Origin of the sequence: Vannielia sp., from assembly GCF_029212645.1 — a bacterium.
Lineage (GTDB): Bacteria > Pseudomonadota > Alphaproteobacteria > Rhodobacterales > Rhodobacteraceae > Vannielia.
The window spans coordinates 74,506-93,047 of sequence record NZ_JARGND010000004.1; the positions used below are offsets into that span (position 1 = coordinate 74,506).

20 protein-coding genes are annotated in these 18,542 nt (G+C 62.5%); 13 read left to right on the forward strand and 7 right to left on the reverse strand.

Features of this window, described 5'->3' with window-relative positions:
• Window positions 1–156: 156 nt before the first annotated feature.
• On the forward strand, window positions 157–1,422 hold the full coding sequence (locus P1U55_RS02485) for an MFS transporter (RefSeq protein WP_301045903.1): 1,266 nt from the start codon (window positions 157–159) through the stop codon (window positions 1,420–1,422).
• Window positions 1,423–1,435: 13 nt separating this feature from the next.
• On the opposite strand, the gene P1U55_RS02490 is transcribed toward P1U55_RS02485, so the two are convergent.
• Window positions 1,436–4,540, reverse strand: coding sequence for a valine--tRNA ligase (locus P1U55_RS02490; RefSeq protein ID WP_301045904.1), 3,105 nt, complete (start codon window positions 4,538–4,540; stop codon window positions 1,436–1,438).
• A 155-nt stretch (window positions 4,541–4,695) separates the two neighbouring features.
• On the opposite strand from P1U55_RS02490, the gene P1U55_RS02495 reads away from it, so the two are divergent.
• From P1U55_RS02495 to P1U55_RS02515, 5 genes are all read left to right on the forward strand, one after another.
• Entirely contained in the window at window positions 4,696–6,975 is a 2,280-nt protein-coding gene (locus tag P1U55_RS02495) for a xanthine dehydrogenase family protein molybdopterin-binding subunit (RefSeq protein ID WP_301045905.1), read from the forward strand.
• A 31-nt stretch (window positions 6,976–7,006) separates the two neighbouring features.
• Complete coding sequence (locus P1U55_RS02500) at window positions 7,007–8,062, forward strand: DUF2235 domain-containing protein (protein WP_301045940.1); 1,056 nt, start codon at window positions 7,007–7,009, stop codon at window positions 8,060–8,062.
• Window positions 8,063–8,158: 96 nt separating this feature from the next.
• A complete protein-coding gene (rpmB, locus tag P1U55_RS02505; RefSeq protein ID WP_301045906.1) occupies window positions 8,159–8,449 on the forward strand; it encodes a 50S ribosomal protein L28 in 291 nt (96 codons plus the stop codon).
• Window positions 8,450–8,576: 127 nt separating this feature from the next.
• On the forward strand, window positions 8,577–8,918 hold the full coding sequence (locus P1U55_RS02510) for a hypothetical protein (RefSeq protein WP_301045907.1): 342 nt from the start codon (window positions 8,577–8,579) through the stop codon (window positions 8,916–8,918).
• Between the two features lie 41 nt (window positions 8,919–8,959).
• The gene (locus P1U55_RS02515; RefSeq protein WP_301045908.1) at window positions 8,960–9,433 is read left to right on the forward strand and encodes a copper chaperone PCu(A)C; all 474 of its coding nucleotides are present in this window, start codon (window positions 8,960–8,962) and stop codon (window positions 9,431–9,433) included.
• 56 nt (window positions 9,434–9,489) lie between these two features.
• Here P1U55_RS02515 and P1U55_RS02520 read toward each other — a convergent pair whose 3' ends face one another.
• Together P1U55_RS02520 and P1U55_RS02525 are read right to left on the reverse strand one after the other, a co-directional pair.
• A complete protein-coding gene (locus P1U55_RS02520) occupies window positions 9,490–10,185 on the reverse strand; it encodes a nitroreductase family protein (protein WP_301045909.1) in 696 nt (231 codons plus the stop codon).
• 51 nt (window positions 10,186–10,236) lie between these two features.
• The gene (locus P1U55_RS02525; RefSeq protein WP_301045910.1) at window positions 10,237–10,932 is read right to left on the reverse strand and encodes an NAD-dependent deacylase; all 696 of its coding nucleotides are present in this window, start codon (window positions 10,930–10,932) and stop codon (window positions 10,237–10,239) included.
• Here P1U55_RS02525 and P1U55_RS02530 point away from each other — a divergent pair.
• Window positions 10,931–11,431, forward strand: coding sequence for a low molecular weight protein-tyrosine-phosphatase (locus P1U55_RS02530; RefSeq protein ID WP_301045911.1), 501 nt, complete (start codon window positions 10,931–10,933; stop codon window positions 11,429–11,431). The genes P1U55_RS02525 and P1U55_RS02530 overlap by 2 nt on opposite strands.
• Before the next feature lie 45 nt (window positions 11,432–11,476).
• On the opposite strand, the gene P1U55_RS02535 is transcribed toward P1U55_RS02530, so the two are convergent.
• Window positions 11,477–11,851, reverse strand: coding sequence for a hypothetical protein (locus tag P1U55_RS02535; protein WP_301045912.1), 375 nt, complete (start codon window positions 11,849–11,851; stop codon window positions 11,477–11,479).
• A gap of 127 nt (window positions 11,852–11,978) precedes the next feature.
• Window positions 11,979–12,680: a hypothetical protein gene (locus P1U55_RS02540; RefSeq protein WP_301045913.1), complete on the reverse strand. Its 702-nt coding sequence runs from the start codon at window positions 12,678–12,680 to the stop codon at window positions 11,979–11,981.
• A gap of 502 nt (window positions 12,681–13,182) precedes the next feature.
• Here P1U55_RS02540 and lepA point away from each other — a divergent pair.
• Both lepA and P1U55_RS02550 read left to right on the forward strand, forming a co-directional pair.
• Window positions 13,183–14,985: a translation elongation factor 4 gene (lepA, locus tag P1U55_RS02545; protein WP_301045914.1), complete on the forward strand. Its 1,803-nt coding sequence runs from the start codon at window positions 13,183–13,185 to the stop codon at window positions 14,983–14,985.
• Window positions 14,986–15,126: 141 nt separating this feature from the next.
• Entirely contained in the window at window positions 15,127–16,176 is a 1,050-nt protein-coding gene (locus P1U55_RS02550; protein WP_301045915.1) for a hypothetical protein, read from the forward strand.
• A gap of 78 nt (window positions 16,177–16,254) precedes the next feature.
• On the opposite strand, the gene P1U55_RS02555 is transcribed toward P1U55_RS02550, so the two are convergent.
• Complete coding sequence (locus P1U55_RS02555) at window positions 16,255–16,371, reverse strand: entericidin, EcnA/B family (protein WP_301045916.1); 117 nt, start codon at window positions 16,369–16,371, stop codon at window positions 16,255–16,257.
• A gap of 116 nt (window positions 16,372–16,487) precedes the next feature.
• Here P1U55_RS02555 and P1U55_RS02560 point away from each other — a divergent pair, with 116 nt between their 5' ends.
• The 3 genes from P1U55_RS02560 to P1U55_RS02570 all read left to right on the forward strand — a co-directional run bounded on the left by P1U55_RS02560 (window position 16,488) and on the right by P1U55_RS02570 (window position 17,314).
• A complete protein-coding gene (locus P1U55_RS02560; RefSeq protein WP_301045917.1) occupies window positions 16,488–16,700 on the forward strand; it encodes a hypothetical protein in 213 nt (70 codons plus the stop codon).
• Between the two features lie 56 nt (window positions 16,701–16,756).
• The gene (locus tag P1U55_RS02565; protein WP_301045918.1) at window positions 16,757–17,041 is read left to right on the forward strand and encodes a hypothetical protein; all 285 of its coding nucleotides are present in this window, start codon (window positions 16,757–16,759) and stop codon (window positions 17,039–17,041) included.
• Window positions 17,042–17,128: 87 nt separating this feature from the next.
• On the forward strand, window positions 17,129–17,314 hold the full coding sequence (locus P1U55_RS02570) for a CTP synthetase (RefSeq protein WP_301045919.1): 186 nt from the start codon (window positions 17,129–17,131) through the stop codon (window positions 17,312–17,314).
• A 10-nt stretch (window positions 17,315–17,324) separates the two neighbouring features.
• Here P1U55_RS02570 and P1U55_RS02575 read toward each other — a convergent pair whose 3' ends face one another.
• The gene (locus P1U55_RS02575) at window positions 17,325–18,089 is read right to left on the reverse strand and encodes an alpha/beta fold hydrolase (RefSeq protein WP_301045941.1); all 765 of its coding nucleotides are present in this window, start codon (window positions 18,087–18,089) and stop codon (window positions 17,325–17,327) included.
• 75 nt (window positions 18,090–18,164) lie between these two features.
• Between P1U55_RS02575 and P1U55_RS02580 the strand changes: the two genes are divergently transcribed.
• Complete coding sequence (locus tag P1U55_RS02580) at window positions 18,165–18,536, forward strand: hypothetical protein (protein WP_301045920.1); 372 nt, start codon at window positions 18,165–18,167, stop codon at window positions 18,534–18,536.
• The last annotated feature ends 6 nt before the right edge of the window (window positions 18,537–18,542 follow it).

The window sequence follows — 18,542 nt, forward strand, 5'->3', positions numbered from 1 at the left end:
TTTGGCGCCCACGGAACGCCCGGTTGCGGGTAAATGTGTTTTGCCTAATTGGCGGCGCTTTGCCATGCTGTCAACCGGGCGAGAGATTTTGAGCCTCCGGCGGGGATATTTCGAGCAAGAAAATGAACCTTTTGCGGGGGTGTGCGTAGTGTTCTCATGGGATTGTTGAACGGCGGTGTTGCCGCGCTGACCGAGGCAAGGGGTGAGGGGATCTCACCGGAGGCGCAGGAGGCTGAGCCTGCGAATTGTTTTCGCCATATCGGGGCCTTGTCGCTCACCAAGCTGGCCGATGGGCTGATTGATCCGAAACTGGTGCTGAGTTGGCTGATGGGGGCGATTGGGGCGCCTGCCTTTTTGGTGGGCCTGTTGGTGCCTGTGCGCGAGTCGGGCGCGCTTTTGCCGCAGCTTTTGACCGCGCCGCGCATCCGGGCGATGGGGCAGCGCAAGTGGGCTTGGGCGGCGGGCTCGGCGGGGCAGGGCGTGGCGGCGCTGGTGATCGTGGCGGCGGCGTTGCTGCTGGAGGGCTGGCTGGCCGGGGTCGCGATTGTGGGGGCATTGGCGGTGCTGGCGGTGGCGCGGTCGATCTGTTCGGTGAGCTACAAGGATGTGTTGGGCAAAACGGTGGCAAAGCCGCACCGGGGCACGGTGACGGGCGCCGCCGGGAGTGTGGCGGCGGCCGGTGTGCTGCTGTTTGCCGGGCTGTTGATGCTGGGGCTGATTGACCGATTTCAACTTGTGATTGGTGCGATCACCCTTGCCGGCGCGTTATGGCTGCTGGGGGCGATCACCTTTGCGACGATCGAGGAAGAAGAGAAGCCGGGCAATGTAGAGGCGGAGGCGGGGCTTTCGCAGCTTGCCTTGCTGTGGCGTGACCGGGGGTTGGGGCGCTTTGTGCTGGCGCGGATATTGCTGCTGCCGACGGCTTTGGCGCCGCCCTACCTGGTGATCCTGGCCGGAAGTGCGGGGGATGACCGGTTTGGTGCGTTGGGGGCGATGGTGCTGGCCTCGTCTCTGGCTGCGCTGGTTTCAAGCTGGGTGTGGGGCCGGCTGGCTGACCGCTCGGCGCGGCTGGTGCTGGCGCTTTCGGGCGCGGTTGCGGCGGGCTTTCTGGCGCTGGCCGTGGGGCTGCACCTTGCTGGGGTCATGGGCACGGTTTGGGCCGCGCCGCTGGCGCTGTTTGGCCTGATGGTGAGCTATCAGGGGGTGCGGCTGGGCCGCTCGACCTGGTTGGTGAACTACGCCCCGGAGGACAACCGCGCGGCCTATACCGCTGTTGCCAACACCACGGTGGGGGTGGCGCTGCTGGCGGCGGGGGGCTTTGGGGTGGTCGCCTCGATACTGGGCGCGGATGTGACGCTGGGTATCTTTGCGGTGATCGCCGCGCTGGGCGCGACGATCGCGTTTTTCCTTGATGATGCCTGAGGCGTGAGGCGGGTTAGCCGATTTCGGACAGGCGGGCGAGCGCCTCTTTCAGCTTGGCCTCTTCTTCCTGCCGCTCGGCCAGGTTTGCCTTGGCTTCCTCGACCACCTCGGCGGGGGCATTGACGGCGAAGTTGGGGTTTTTGAGGCGGCCTTGCAGACCGCCGATTTCCTTCGCGAGCTTGCCGAGGGTTTTTTCCAGCCTGGCCTTTTCCTCTTCGATATCAATGAGATCAGCGACGGGCAGGCCGAGGGTGCCGCCGGGCACCGCGATGGTGATTGCGCCTTTGGGCATGGCCTCGACGTGGGTGAGAGATTCGACCCGTGCCAGACGCTTGATCAGCGCTTCGTTGGCGGCGTAGGCGCCGGCACCGGCCTCTGACAGCTCCACCTGGACCAGCGGCACATGCAGCCCGGCGGGGACGTGCATTTGAGCGCGCGCGGAGCGGATGGCATCAATCAGGCTGATGACCCAATTCATCTCGGCGTCGGCGGCCGCGTCCACCAGCTCGGCCCCGTAGCTGGGCCAATCGGCGTGCATGACGAAGCCTTCGTTGCCCTTTTGCGCCCAAAGCTCCTCGGTGATGAAGGGCATGATCGGGTGCAGCAGGATCAGGCATTGGTCGAGCACGAAGGACATGGTTTGCCGGGTTTCCTCGGCGGCCTCGGTATCAAACAGCGGTTTGGAGAACTCGATATACCAGTCGCAGAAGGTGCCCCAGACGAAGCTGTAGAGCGTGTTGGCGGCATCGTTGAAGCGGTAGGCGGAAAGCGCCTCATCCACGGCGGTGCGGGTTTTGGCAAGCTCGCCGATGATCCAGCGGTTGACGGTGGCCTTGGGCTGGGGCGTGCCGGTGGGTTTGGCGGCAAAGACGCCGTTCATCTCGGCGAAGCGGGCGGCGTTCCAAAGCTTGGTGCCAAAGTTGCGGTAGCCCGCGATGCGCTGCATGTCGAGCTTGAGCACACCGCCAAGCGCTGCCATGGCGGCAGAGGAAAAGCGCAGGGCGTCGGCGCCGTATTCGTCGATCACCTCGAGCGGGTCGACGACATTGCCGACCGATTTGGACATTTTCTTGCCCTTCGCATCGCGCACGAGGCCGTGCAGGTAAACCTCGTGGAAGGGCACCTCATCAACCACGGCGAGCTGCATCATCATCATCCGGGCGACCCAGAAGAACAGGATGTCCTGCCCGGTGACGAGCACCGAGGTGGGGAAATATTTGGCCAGTTCGGGGGTTTGCTCGGGCCAGCCGAGAGTGCCGATGGGCCAGAGGCCGGAGCTGAACCATGTATCCAGCACATCGGGGTCACGCCAGACCGGGAAGACAAGCTGGGTTGGGTCCTGGTTGAGGTTATAATCGGCGAGCGACTGGGCCAGCGTATCCATGGCGGTGGCGCGATCGGCGACTTCGATGACGCGGGCGTGGTCAAGCGGGGTGGGGATATCGGCCAGGCTTTCCTTGAAGCGGTGGGTGGCGACATCAAAGCTGGAGGCGCAGATCGAAAGCTCACCGGCCTGGACCATGCCCTCATTCAACAGGCGCAGCAGCTCAACCTGATCGAGCGCGCCATCGCCCTCATCATCGCGGAAGTTGGGGGCGGAGAGATCAAGGCCATACCAGACCGGGATTTGGTGGCCCCACCAGAGCTGGCGGGAAATGCACCACGGCTCAATATTATCAAGCCAGTGGAAATAGGTTTTCTCGCCGGACTCGGGCAGGATCTTGACGGTGCCATCGCGGACGGCATCAAGCGCGGGGCCAACGATTTTTTCGGCGTCCACGAACCACTGGTCGGTGAGCATGGGCTCAATCACCACCTTGGAGCGATCCCCGAAGGGCTGCATGATCGGCTTGTTCTCGACCAGCGGGATCATCGCCTCATCAAGGCTCACTTCGCCTTCATTTTCCGAGGGCGGGGCGGGGACCATGACGGCGAGGCCCTCGGCGGTGATCTGCTCGACCACGGCTTTGCGGGCGTCAAAGCGATCAAGGCCGCGCAGCTCATCGGGGACCAGATTGAGGGTGTCCACCTCGGTCCCGGTAAAGGCGGCGCCTTCGGCGATTTGCCGGGCGCGGGCGGCGCAGGTGGCGTAATCATCGCCGTCGTCGCGCATATGGCCCTTGGTATCCATCAGGCGATACATCGGGATGCCACCGCGCGAGGCAACGCCATAGTCATTGAAGTCATGCGCGCCGGTGATCTTGACGGCCCCGGAACCGAAGGTGGGATCGGGGTATTCATCGGTGATGATCGGGATCAGGCGGCGGTGCTCTTTGGGGCCAACCGGAATTTCGCAGAGTTTGCCAACGATCGAGGCATAGCGCTCATCTGATGGGTGAACCGCCACGGCACCATCTCCGAGCATGGTTTCGGGGCGGGTTGTGGCGATGGAGATGTAATCGCGGGTTTCGGCGAGGATGATGTTTCCGTCCTCGTCCTTCTCGACATATTCATAGGTTGCGCCACCGGCGAGCGGGTATTTGAAGTGCCACATATGCCCGGCGACTTCGATATTTTCGACCTCAAGATCGGAGATCGCGGTTTCAAAATGCGGGTCCCAGTTGACCAGACGCTTGCCGCGATAGATCAGGCCCTTGTCATACATATCGACGAAGACCTTGATGACGGCATCGTGGAAATTTGGGCCTTTGCCTGCGTCCGGGTCCCCCTTGGCGCCGCCCATGGTGAAGGCCTCGCGGGACCAATCGCAGCTTGCACCGATGCGCTTGAGCTGGCCGATGATGGTGCCGCGCGAGGCGACCTTTTGCTGCCAGACCCGCTCGATGAACTTTTCGCGGCCCATTTCCGCGCGCGAAGGCTCGCCGTTGGCGGCCATCTCGCGCTCGGTGACCATTTGCGTTGCGATGCCGGCGTGATCGGTGCCGGGCTGCCAGAGGGTATCAAAGCCGCGCATCCGGTGCCAGCGCACCAGAATATCCTGAAGCGTGTTGTTGAAAGCGTGGCCCATGTGGAGCGAGCCGGTCACGTTGGGGGGCGGGATCATGATGGAAAAGGTTTCAGGGCGTGAGGCATTGGCCCCGGCGGCAAAAGCGCCTGCCTTTTCCCAGGCTTCGTAGATACGGCCCTCGGCTTCGGCGGCGTTGAAGGTTTTGTCCATGGTTTTGAGCCTCTTTGGCGTAGAGCAACGGTTATTTGCGGAGATAGCGAAAAGCAGGGGCGAGGGAAAGGCCAGCAAACCGCGCGGGCGGGCACTGGACAGCGCGGCGCTGGGCGTTAGGGTCATGCAAGCCAGTCAAGAGGAGGAGGCGCGCCATGAATGCTTTCGGTAAAAGCCAGTCGGTTATGCGGGTTGAGGATGTGCGTTTCCTCACCGGGCACGGGCGTTACATTGATGATACCGCTCCCGAGGGCGCGCTTTTTGCGTGGTTCCTGCGCAGCCCGGTGGCGCACGCCGAGATCAAGGCGATTGATCTGAGCGAGGCCAAGGCGGCGGAGGGCGTGGTTTTTGTGGCGTCGGCGGCAGAGCTGCGGGCCGGTGGCATGGATTTGCAACTTGAGGGGGCGGTGCATCCGGGGGGCGCAAGAACCGAGAGGCCTGTGCTGGCCGAGGGGAAGGTGCGCTATGCCGGTGAGGCGGTGGCCGTGGTGGTCGCCGAAACGCTGGAGCAGGCCAAGGACGCGGGCGAGTTGATTGAGTTCGACTATGAAGACCTGCCGGTGCATCTGGCGCTGGAAGCCGGGGGCGAGGCGCTGCACGACACCGCGCCAGACAACGTAGCTTATGATTGGGACATGGGGGACAAGGAGGCTGCCGAGGCTGCCATGCAGGGTGCGGCGCACCGGATTGGCCTGACCATTGTCGACAACCGCGTGATGGTAAACCCGCTGGAGCCACGGGGCTGCTGGGCCGAGTGGGGCGACGGGCGCATTCATCTGTCGGTCAACGGGCAGGGCGTGTGGGGGCAAAAGGCCTCGCTCGCCCGGCAACTGGGGCTGGAGGCCGACCAAGTGCGTGTCACCACGCCGGATGTGGGTGGCGGCTTTGGGCTGAAGGGCTTTGAATTTCCTGAATATTCCGTTTGCGCCTTTGCGGCGAGGGCCACCGGAAAGCCGGTGCGCTGGTTTGCCGAGCGCGGGGAGGGGATGCTTACGGACAATGGCGCGCGCGATGTGATCTCCGAGGTGGAGCTGGGCTTTGACGAGGATCACCGGATCGTCAGCTATATCTGCCACAATCAGGCGAACAACGGTGCCTATAACTCGGGCTTCGGGCAGATGATCCAGAGCTTCCTGTTTGGCCGGGTGTTTCCGGGCACCTATGATATCACCACCGCATACCTTTCGGCGCGGGGGATCTTTACCAACACGGCGCAGACCGATGCTTACCGGGGCGCGGGCCGCCCGGAGGCGATTTTTGTGCTGGAGCGGATCATGGATGAGGCCGCGCGCCAGATGGGGATAAGCCCGTGGGAGCTGCGGCGGATCAACTTCATCAAGCCGAGCCAGTTCCCCTACACCACCGTTAGCGGCGAGCTTTATGACGTGGGCGATTTTACCGCCGTGCTGGATGATCTGGAGGCCGATGCCGATTTGGCGGGCTGGGAGCAGCGCAAGGCCGAGAGCGCCGGGCGCGGCAAGCTGCGCGGCATGGGGCTGGCCTATTACATCGAGTCGATCCTTGGCGATCCGGAGGAGCACGCCACCGTTGAGTTTGCCGATGATGGCATGGTGAACCTTTACGTTGGCACCCAGTCTAACGGGCAGGGGCATGAAACGGTGTATACCGCCTTTTTGGCCGAGCGCACCGGCATCCCGATGGAGAAAATCCGGGTGGTGCAGGGCGATAGTGACCGTATCGCCAAGGGCGGCGGCACCGGTGGCTCCCGCTCGGTGACCAACCAGACCAACGCGACGATTGCCACGGTAAAACAGATGGTTGAAGCCTTTGCGCCCTTTGTCGCCGATGAGCTGGGCGTGGAGGATGTTGTGTTTGAGGACGGGGTGTTCACCGCCGAGGGCACCAACCAACGCCCCAGCCTGACCGACGCCGCCGAGATGGCCCGCGCCAAGGGCCGTGACGAACTGCTGCGCCACGAGGGCAAGGCCACGCTTGACGGGCGCTCCTACCCCAACGGCGGCCATGTGGCCGAGGTGGAGATTGATCCCGAGACCGGCAAGGTGGAGCTGGTGCGCTATGTGGTGGTGGATGACTTTGGCAACTTGGTGAACCCGCAGCTTGCCCAGGGGCAGGTGCATGGCGGGGTGGCGCAGGGGGCCGGGCAGGTTTTGATGGAAAACGTCACCTTTGATGGTGACGGCCAGCTTTTGAGCGGCTCGCTGATGGATTATGCCATGCCCCGCGCCGATGACATGCCGTTTTACGGGTTTCGCGCGCATCCCGTCCCCTCGATCCAGAACCCGCTGGGCATGAAGGGCTGCGGCGAGGCGGGCACGGTGGGCTCGATGGGCGCTGTCACCAACGCGGTGATTGATGCGCTTTGGGAGAAGGGGGTGCGCAATGCGCAGGTGCCCTTCACGCCCCATCGCGTGTGGTCATTGCTCAAAGAGGCAGAGGGCGGTGTCACTCGGTAAGCTGCTTGCCCGGTTTTGGCCGGGGCGCCGGATAAGGCACACTCCACGGCCCGCAACGCGTGAGCCGGTGTGCCATGTGGTGATTCTTGATGGCACCATGTCGACCCTGCGGCGCAAACACGAAACCAACGCCGGCCTTACCTACAAGCTGTTGGCGGGCGAGGGGCGGCGTGCAAGGCTTTCGATCCACTACGAGCCGGGCATCCAGTGGCGTGACTGGCGCTCGACCGGGAATGTGGTGGCGGGCAAGGGGATCAACCGGCAAATCCGGCGGGCCTATGGCTTTTTGGCCAGCCGCTACCGCCCCGGTGACACGATTTTCCTGATTGGTTACTCGCGCGGGGCCTATGCGGTGCGCTCGCTGGCCGGGTTGATTGACAGCGTGGGGCTATTGCGGCGTGACCGCGCCACGGTGCGCCATATCCGGCTGGCCTATCGCCACTATCGCCGCGGCGCGACCGGCCCGGCGGCAGAGGCCTTTCGCGCCAACAATTGCCATCCGGGGGTAGAGGTAGAGGCGGTGGGGGTGTGGGATACGGTGAAATCCCTTGGCGTGCGGTTGCCGCTGTTCTGGCGGTTTTCCGAGGAAAAACATGGGTTTCACAGCCATGATCTGGGCGATCATATCCGCAACGGCTTTCACGCGCTGGCGCTGGATGAAACGCGGCAGGCCTATAGGCCGGTGCTATGGGACTCGCGGCCCGACTGGCCGGGCGATCGGCTGGAGCAGGTGTGGTTCAAGGGGAGGCATGGGGATGTGGGCGGCCAGATAAGCCCCTTTTTGAAGGCCCGCCCGCTGGCCAATATCCCGCTGGTCTGGATGCTGGAGCGGCTGGAGGCGTGCGGCTTGCCGCTGCCCGAGGGCTGGTGGAGCGCCTTCCCTCAGGATGTGACGGCCCCCTCGGCAGGGCGGTTTTGGGGCTGGGCGCTGCTGTTTATCACCCGGCGCGCACGGGTGGTGATGCAAGATCCGAGCGAATCCTACCACCCGACAGCGCGGCCGGTTGAACCGCTGCGCCCTGCGCCAGAGGCACCGCCGCCCGAGACGCCGGAAATAAAGCCCCAAACCCTGAGCGATGGCCCTTGACGCATCCGCGCTTTGGCCCTAAACGCACGGAACAAATTCGGGGTGCCCCTGGCAATTGGGTGGCACCTTTCTCATTTGCAAAACGAGGATTATGCCATGTCCCGCGTGTGCGAACTTACCGGCAAGGGCCCGATGGTTGGAAACAACGTCAGCCACGCCAAAAACAGAACGCGTCGCCGCTTCCTGCCCAACCTGCAGGTTGTGACGCTGCTGTCCGACGTGCTGGGCCGCCCCTTCAAGCTGCGTATCTCGAACGCGGCCCTGCGGACGGTTGACCACCGTGGCGGGCTCGACCAGTTCATGGCGAAAGCCAAGGACGACGAGCTTTCTGCGAAGGCGCTGAAGATCAAGAAAGACATTGCAAAGGCCCAGGCCGAAGCCGCCTGATCCCTTTGCCGTGTTTCCTGAGATGGGGCCCCGCCAGCCGTGCGCTGCGCGGGGCCGCTTCGTTTTGTCGCTCGCGTGGCCCAGTCATGGGCTTGCGGTGGACGGCAGGGTGACTAGGGTGCGCAGGATGCTGATGCAACGTCTCATATCCGGGCTGATGCTGGCCGCCGTTGTGGTGGCCGGTCAGGCGCTGGCCATGGCGCGGGCCGAAAACCCCGCGAACATGGCGGCGGTGCTGTGCACGGGCATGGGCACGCAGGTGATTTACCTCGACGCAGAGGGCAACCCGGTGAGCGCGCCGCATCTGTGCCCCGATGGGGTGGCCGCGATGGTGGCGGGCTTTGCGCCTGCGCCAGCGGCGGTGCTGCCCGAGCAGCGGCTTGTGGCCCTGGTGGTGAGTGCCCCGGCGGTGCCCAAGGCGCGGCTATTGCGCCGGGTGTTTGAGGCGCGCGGACCGCCGATGGTTTGAGATTTCCCCAAAAGAAAACTCTCAAACCAAGGAAAAGACTTATGAAATTCAAGGCACTTATCGCGGCAGCCCTGTTTGCCGCCTCTCCCGCGCTTGCGGCTGACATCACTATCAACGACGCTTATGCGCGCTCGGCCAGCCCTGCTGCCAAATCCGGCGCGGCCTTCATGGAGATCGTCAACACCGGCACCGAAGATGACCGGTTGATCGCCGCTGCCTCGGACGCGGCCGCCAAGGTAGAGCTGCACACCCACAAGGACATGGGCGACGGCGTGATGAAGATGATGGAAGTCGAAGAGGGCTTCCCGGTGCCCGCTGGTGGACATCATGTGCTGGAGCGCGGCGCGGACCACGTGATGCTGATGGGCCTCACCGGCCCGATGGAGCAGGGCGAAACGGTGACGGTGACGCTGACCTTTGAAAAGGCGGGCGACATGGTTGTGGAAATCCCGGTGGACCTTGAGCGCCAGGGCGGCGCGATGATGGACCACAGCAAGATGAAAATGAACAACTGACCGCAGGGTTGGCGACAAAAAGGGGGGCGGTCTGCGGGCCGCCCCCTTTTTCATGGCTACACGTCGTAGATGCGCATGATCTCGGAGAGGGGTTTCTTGATCTTGGCGGCTTTCGGCACGGTGGCGCTTTCGGCGGGGTGGCCGACGGCGAGGATCATCACCGGCTTTTCCGAAGCTGGCCGCCCGAGCAATTCTGTGAGGAATTTCATCGGGTTGGGGGTGTGGGTGAGCACCGACAGGCCAGCCTGATGCAAGGCGGCGATCAGGAAGCCGGTGGCAAGGCCCACGCTTTCGGGGACGTAATAGTTTTTGTAACGGGTGCCGTCATCGAACGCGCCCCAGCGCTGGGCAAACACCACGATGAGCCATGGCGCGATGTCCAGATGCGGCTTGGCGGGATCGGTGCCCATAGGCTCCAGCGCCTTTAGCCATTCATCGCCCGCGCCGCCCGCATAAAAGCGCTCCTCTTCCTCTTCCGCCGCCGCGCGGATGGCCGCCTTGGCCTTTGGCCCGCAGATGGCGGCAAAGAACCACGGCTGGTGATTGGCCCCCGAAGGCGCGCGGCCTGCGGTGGCGATGGCGGTCTCGATCACCTCTTGCGCGACGGGCCGGGAGGAGAAATCGCGGATGGTGTGGCGGGTCGACATTGAGGTGAAAAAGGCGCGAGCGGCGGCCAGACTTTCGACATCGGAAAGATCGGCGCGGTCGGGCAGGGGGAGCGGCTCGAAGGAGAGTTGGGTTTTGGTAAACATGGGGGAGTTTGGCCCGGATTCACGGCTGGGAAAAGGGGGGAATCTGCCGGGTTATTCCGCCAGCAGCGTCGCAACCCACGCCGGGACAAGCTGGGTGGCGGGGCCGTGGCGGGCCTCATCAAACATGGCGGTGATTTCGGAAGGCTCAAGGTTTAGCTCCAGCGTGGCGGCCCCGGCGGCGCGGGCGAGGCGGTGGAATCCTGCCGCTGGATAAACCGCGCCAGAGGTGCCAATGGAGACAAACAGCGAGGTGGTTGAGAGGATCTCGTCGATCTGATCCATGTGATAGGGCATCTCGCCAAACCACACGACATCGGGGCGGGTGGCAGGCGCGGCGCAGCTTGGGCAGGGGTCATCGTGGCGCATCGCGGGGGGCGCGGGCCAGCGGGACCCACAGGCGGCGCAAAGGGCGGTTTGGTAGCTTCCGTGCATGTGGATCACATCAACCGCGCCGCCCTTTTCATGCAGGTCATCGACGTTTTGGGTGATGATATGCACCGGGGCGCTATAGGACTTTTGCAACCTTGCGAGGGCTTCATGGGCGGCGTTGGGCCTTGCAGAGCGCACTTGGTCGCGGCGCGTATTGTAGAAATCATGCACCAGCGCGGGATTGCGGGCGAAGGCCTCGGGGGTGGCGACATCCTCGATGTCATACTGGGTCCAGATGCCGCCGGGGTCGCGAAATGTGGAAATGCCACTCTCTGCCGAAATCCCGGCCCCGGTAAGAATGGTGATGGAGTGGTGCATGGATCATCCTCTTTGGCTGCGCTACGCTGGGCGCATGACCCATCGTATCTACTTTGTGTGCCTCGGCAATATCTGCCGGTCTCCGACCGCCCACGGGATCATGGAGCGGATCGTGCAGGACCGGGGCCTTGATGTGGAGGTGGAGGGGGCTGGCACCGGGGGGTGGCATGTGGGCGATCCGCCGGACCGGCGGATGCAGGCGGCGGCGCGGGCGGCGGGGTATGACTTGAGCCACCTGCGCTCACAAAAGTTCAGCCCGGCGGATTTTGCCCGGTTTGATGCGATCTACGCGATGGACCGCGCCAACCTGCGCGACATCGAGGCGCAGCGCCCCGAGGGAAGCACCACGCCGGTGAGCCTGTTTTTGAGCCATGGGCCAAGCGGGCGCGACGAAGTGCCTGACCCCTATTATGACGGGGGATTCGCTGCGGTGGTGAAAATGGTGGAGCAGACCTGCGAGGCCCTCGCCGATGAGATCGAGGCGCACGGGCGGGGGTAGGCCGGGGCACGCGGCAGCGCCCCGGAGCCGATCATCGCCGAAAGATCAGTTGCAGGCCTGAGAGGCCGAGTTGCCGAAATCTTTCCACTTTTTCCAGAACACCTCGTTTGAGCTGTTGTTGGACTGGCGGGTGTCTTGGGCGAGCTGCGGTTCTTTGAAGAATTTCGCACCCTTACGCTGCTCGGAGCGGGTGAGTTTGTAGTCTGCCACGCGCTGGATGCATGAGCAGGTCGCGCGGGAACTGGCGCGATCAGACTTCATGCAGGCCCGTTCAATCGCCTTGGCGCCAGCGGGCGCGGCGGTGACGATGACGGTGGCCGGGAGAGCCAGTGCGGTGCACAGGAGAAGTGTGGAAATACGTTTCATCTGCTTGGCCTCGTTTATCGCGGTTGCCCCGATGCCGGATGTTTCCCCGGTCATCAATGGAGCGTGATGGCAAGGAGCATGCCAAAAACAGGGCCTCATTTCAATTAGGCATGTTTTGCGTGTGATCGGGAGCAGACCACGAGGGATTGTGCGCGGAGCGGAAACAATGGGTGAGGCGGCGTTACCAGAAGGGGGCGGCGCAGATGGGCTGATGCGGCGGCAAGACACCATCGGCCCAAAGCGCGAGGCCCCAGCCGTAAAGCCCCGCGATAGAGCCGCCCGCGCAGATCGCCAGCGCCAGCGGGTAGTGCCACCATTGCCGCTCAACCCGCGTGGCGCGAGGCGCGGCGAGGCGGCGGGGTATGGCGACCATGCAGCCGTAGATCGCAAAGACATAGGCCCAGATCAGCGCGCTGGCCGGCAGGGCCACCATGCCCGAAAGGAGCACCGCGCCTTGCTGTTCAATGGCGATGCCCATGATGCCGTGAATGACGAAGGCTTCGACAATCCCAAAGCCAAAGCGGCGGAAGAGATAGAGCGAAGCCAACCCGCCGCCGGTATAAAACCCCGCCGCAAGCAGCAGATCGGCCAGCAATTGCGGGTGAAACAGCGCGGGAGAGGCGGTGCAGGCGGCATAGTGCCCGCCCCATGCCGTCAGCTCGATCACCGCGCCGGTGGCGAGCGTGGCCAGCAGGAACACCGGGGCGCGGCGCACCGGCTGGAACGGGACGAAACAGAGGATCATGAAGGCGGAATAGACGAGTGCGCCCGGCGCAATGGGCCGCCACAGCAGACCGATTAGCGGCAGGAACCCCGTGAGGATGAAGGCAAAGCGCCACGGTGGCGCGGTTTCATCCATCGACGGGGGGCGCGGCTTTGGCATGGAAGTGTTGGCGGCCATGGTCATGACCCGATGCCATAGCGCAGGAAAGCAAATGTTGGGTTAATGCACGTTGCACCTGACCGGCTATGTCAGCCGGGTCAACACCCCCGGGCTCGATCAGATTGCAGTAGGATAAGGTTTGCAACGGACCTGTTTGCCGGGAATGCGATAGGTTCGGGTGGCCACAGAGCGCGCGCGCGAAAGTTTGGCCCGCATCTGGCCGTGAACCGTGATTGGCTTCATGAGCGAGTGGCAGGGTTGATCATCTGCATCGGGTGCTGATTGCCAAACTGGCTAACGCCCGTCTGCCTCCGGGTCCACGCTCAGAGCAACGTTGATGCTTTGGACGGAGGAAACGTGCCGCCGCCGCCGGACCACTCATCTTCCCAAACGGTTTGGCCACCGAGGCAAGCATATCAGGTGCGATGCCAGTTTTTTATAACCCCGGCCTGATCGCTCACGGCGCATTGACCGCCCCGTGGTTTCCCTACATATCACGACCATGACAGACCTGAAGCACATCCGCAATTTCGCCATTGTCGCCCACATCGACCACGGGAAATCCACCCTGGCTGACCGGCTGATCCAGCTCACCGGCACCGTTGCCGAGCGTGACATGCAGGAACAGATGCTGGACGCGATGGATATCGAGCGCGAGCGGGGCATCACCATCAAGGCCAATACCGTGCGGATCGAGTATCCGGCGCAGGATGGCGAGACCTATGTGCTCAACCTGATCGACACCCCCGGCCACGTTGACTTTGCCTATGAGGTGTCTCGCTCGATGCGTGCCGTGGAGGGCAGCCTGCTGGTGGTGGACGCAAGCCAGGGTGTGGAAGCGCAGACGCTGGCCAATGTCTATACCGCGATCGAGGCGGACCATGAGATTGTGCCGGTCCTGAACAAGGTTGATCTGCCCGCTGCCGAGCCGGAGCGGGTGGCCGAGCAGATTGAGGATGTGATCGGGATTGATGCCTCGGACGCCTGCCTGATTTCGGCGAAAACCGGGGTGGGCATCCCTGATGTGCTGGAGGCCATTGTGAAGCGCCTGCCGCCGCCGCATTCGGGCGATCCGGAAGCGCCGTTGCAGGCGATGCTGGTGGACAGCTGGTATGACCCCTACCTTGGCGTGGTGGTGCTGGTGCGCATCATGGATGGGGTGCTCAAGAAGGGTGACCAGATCCGCATGATGCAGACCGGGGCGAAGTATGGCGTTGACCGGATTGGTGTTTTCCGCCCCGCGATGGAAAAGCGCGAGGCATTGGGGCCGGGCGAGATTGGCTTTTTGACCGCCTCGATCAAACAGGTGCGCGACACCAAGGTGGGCGATACGATCACCCATGACAAACGGCCCTGCGCCAAGGCGCTTCCGGGGTTCAAACCCTCGGTGCCGGTGGTGTTTTGCGGGCTGTTCCCGGTGGATTCGGCGCAGTTTGAAGACCTGCGCGATGCGATCGAGAAACTGGCGCTGAATGACGCAAGTTTCAGCTCGGAGATGGAAACCTCGGCCGCGCTGGGCTTTGGCTTTCGCTGCGGCTTCCTTGGGCTGCTGCACCTTGAGGTGATCCGCGACCGGATCGAGCGCGAGTATGACATTGACCTCATCACCACCGCGCCCTCGGTGGTGTATCATCTGCACATGAAGGACGGGGAGCAGCGCGAGTTGCACAACCCCGCCGATATGCCCGATCCAAGCCACGTTGACCGGATCGAGGAGCCGCGCATCAAGGCGACGATCCTCGTGCCGGATGAATACCTTGGCGATGTGCTGAAGCTCTGCCAGGACCGTCGCGGTATCCAGCTTGACCTGACCTATGCGGGCAGCCGGGCGATGGCGGTCTATGACCTGCCGCTCAACGAAGTGGTGTTTGATTTTTACGACAGGCTGAAATCGGTGACCAAGGGCTATGCCTCGTTTGATTACCAAATGGAGGGCTACCGCGAGGATAACCTGGTGAAGATGTCGGTGCTGGTGAATGACGAGCCAGTGGACGCGCTTTCGATGATGGTCCACCGCGACCGCGCCGAAATGCGGGGCCGTGCCATGTGCGAAAAGCTGAAAGACCTGATCCCCCGCCATATGTTCAAAATCCCGATCCAGGCGGCAATTGGCGGCAAGGTGATTGCACGGGAGACTTTGAGCGCGTTGAGGAAAGACGTGACCGCGAAATGTTACGGCGGCGACGCGACCCGGAAGAAGAAACTGCTTGAGAAGCAGAAGGCGGGTAAGAAGAAGATGCGCCAGTTCGGGAAGGTTGATATTCCGCAGGAGGCGTTTATTAGCGCCTTGAAAATGGACAGCTAAGGCTGTCCTTTTTCACGGCGGGTGGGCGGAAGCGGTTTTCGTAGAAAACTGCGTGCCCATGGGGGGTGATCTCAGTGGGAGGCGGCTTCGCCGGCATAGCCCCTTATTGACGAGGTGGTGGATTTTCCCCAAACTTGGAAAATGACGCAGAGAAAATACGTTTACGTTGTCGGGGCTGGGGCAAGTTGTGAGTTTGGTTTTCCAGCGGGCACTCAACTAACGAAAGAGATCAGTGGTTACCTGCGATTGGGAACTGATCAATTTGGAAACGTCAAAAGTGGTGATACTCGAATTTTAGGTGCTTTCGACAGGATACCCCCTCCTGAAGATGGTGCGCGCCGGAACCGCTCGTATCTTAGCCGCGTTGCGAATGATATCGCGGAGAACATGGGTTTGGCGCTCTCGATTGATAACTATCTTGAGGCAAAAAAGAAGGAAGAAGCAGCGCCTGAACTTGGGAAAATTGGTATAGCGCGCGCCTTGCTTCGCAATGAACGCAAGTCAAAGTTGTGGTTCGATGAACAGAAAGGGCAGAGCCCAAGACCTAGGTTTGCGGATTTCCCTGAGAATTGGCTTACAAACCTGTTCCAAATACTGACACGGGCTAGGGGGCTTGACCAGTTCTTGGGTGCACTCAGTTCGCACTACTTTGTTACTTTCAACTATGATCGTGTAATCGAGCAGTTTTTTTATTGTGCAACCAAGAGTTATTTCTCACTGGATGAGCGGCAGGCCCGAGATTGCATAACGAAGCATTTAAACGTTGTTCATGTATACGGAAGTCTGGGCGACATCATGGGTCCAAACGTTGTGTCATTTGGCAACGAAGATCATTCTCAATACATCTTCGAAGCCTCGCAAAATATACATACGTTTTCAGAGGGCGTGCGGGCGGGGACGGAAATAAATCGAGCAAAACGGTGGTTGCAAGAATCCAACGTCATTTCATTTCTGGGGTTTTCGTTCCTGCCGTTGAATGTTCGGGCGCTTAAACCGGAAAGGCCACTTTCCGAGAAGCGGGTTTTTGGAACCTGCCATGGATTGTCAGCGGACAACCTTGGAATAGCGAAGAATATATTAGCGAAAACTTGGTTCCGGGACGATGTGCCCGACATGGACTTTCGCCCAGTTTATTGTGCTAAGCTGATATCAGACCTCTCCGGCTTCTTTGGTGAGGACGACCTCGACTGACCATTCAGCTCTAAGCATAAGAGATAAAATTCTTGGGTCGTCAGTAGAAGATTCGCCGAGAAAGGTGTGATCCCCCCCTCAATCCAACGCCTGATCCACCGCCTCCGCAGCCCGCGTCACGTCTCTTCCGACGCCTTTGATGGTCTCGCAGGCGGCGAGGGTTGTCAGGGTGGCGAGGATGAGGGCGAGGCGCATGGGGGTGTCTCCTGTGGTCTGCGCGCAAGATAGCATCTGTGGGGGCGCTGCCAAGGGGAATGGCCGGAACATTGGGCGCGGGCGGGGCGTTGCTCCTTATGAAAGGAGTTTTTCCGATGAGACTTGGATGGAGATTTTTGTTTGGTCCGCTTTGGGCGCTTTGTGTGGCCGGGGCGGTTTTGATCGTTTGTTTGGCGGCCGGGTGGTATTCGTGGCAGGCCTTCGTGCTGGCCGGGGTGATCGGGCTGGTGGCCGGGGTTCCTGCCGGGGTTTGGAACGCGCGCAAGGTGCGCCGGGATGACCCGGATTGGGATGGGTCACGGGTTTAGGCTTTTGCGCGGAGCCATTAACCCACCATTAACCACGGGCGTTGCAGGGTTGGGGGATGAGATATGTTGTGCTCCTCCTCGCCCTCGGCGCCTGCAACACCGTGAAGGAAGATCTGCCCGGCCAGTCGCGGATTAAGGCCGAGGCTTATGGGTATACGTTTAATGTGTTCCCCGCCGATCCTGATTTTCAGGTGGTGCGGACCAATATGGGGCTGCCCAAGCGCGATACCTTCGCGCTCGCGGTTGCGGCGGCGGTGAAGCAGGCGACGGGTTGCGAGGTGGCCGAGGGGTCGCTCAAGGGGGATTACAACCTGACGCGGGGCAAGATGCGCTGCCCGTAAGGCGGGGCGGTTTGACATGCCTCAAGGACCAAAGGCGCAGGCTCTGGTAACAATTGCGCGAACATTCACTGGTATCAGAGGTGCCTCATGCTTCGACTTGCGGGAATTTTCTACACGCTCGCGTCCACCACCCTGGCTGGGATCTTCATTATTGTGGTGCTGACGATGAACATGGTCACTTTGCAGGCGATCATCTGGGCGGCTGTGGCGGGCTTTGCGGTGGCGGTGCCTGTGGCCTATGTTCTCGCCCGGAAGTTCACCGCCCCCGCCTGAGGGCGGGGCGCTATGCGGTGAGGAATGCCTCGACCGCAGCCTCGAATTCGCGCGGCTTTTCGGCGTGGAGCCAGTGGCCTGCGCCGGGGATTCGGGCCATGCGGGCCTTGGGGAAGCGGGCCTTGATCCCGGCGCGCGCCTCGGGTGGCACATAGTCGGACTCGCCGCCAGCGAGGAAGAAGGCGGGGCCGGGGAAGGTGCCGTTGGGGGCGGGCCAGCCGGTGATTTTATCCATCTCGCGATCCAGCACATCAAGGTTGAGCCGCCAGCGGGGAGGATCGGCCCTGAGATCAAGCGATTGCAGCAGGAAGGCCCGCACCGAGGGGGTATCAACGCTTTGGGAGAGGCGGCGGTCGGCCTCGCTGCGGCTGGTAAGATCGGTAAGATCAAGGGCGCGCATCGCCTCGATCAGGTGATCCTGGCTGTGGTCATAGGCGATGGGCGCGATATCGGCCACCACGAGGCGGCGCACCAGATCAGGGCGGGTGAGGGCCAGCATCATCGCCGCCTTACCGCCCATCGAGTGCCCAAGCACGTCCATCGGTGTGCCCTCGGCCTCGATCACCTCAGCCAGATCGGCGGCGAGATCGGCGTAACTGTGGGTGTCTGCGCGGGGGCTTTCGCCGTGGTTGCGCATATCGACAGAGATCACGGTGCGCCGCGCCGAGAGCCGCTTGGCGATGACGTTCCAGTTACGGGCCGAGCCGAAGAGCCCGTGGGCGATGAGGAGCGGGGTGGCCGCAGGCGGGCCATCGTATCGGGTGGTTGCGAGCATGGTGCAGGGGTAACGCGGGCGGGCGGCCATGTGAAGCGGGGTTTTCTGCGGCGCACCGGGGCGCTATGACGCGGCATGGACAGCACAGTGACAGAGCGGGCCGAAACGCTGGCGGAGATGATGACCGAGCGGTTGGGCATCAAGCGGGGCGAGACGCCGGGCGACAAGCTGCGGATCGGCGGCCGGCTATTGCCGCGCCGGGTGCGCCGCGCGGCGGAGTATGTGGCTGAAACGGCGGACCGCGTGGCGGTGCCCAGGTTTGCCGGGCTGGTGGACGAGGCGCAGTTTGCCAAGGCCGAGCGGGTGCTGCGCAACCATCTTGAAACGGTTGATCCCAATTACCGCCGCAAGGGGGTGGTGCTTGGTGTGCTGGGCTGGCTGGCCTTCAACTTCCTCGTGATCGCGGGTCTGGTGATCTGGTATCTGTGGGAGACAGGGCGGATTTGAGGCGGC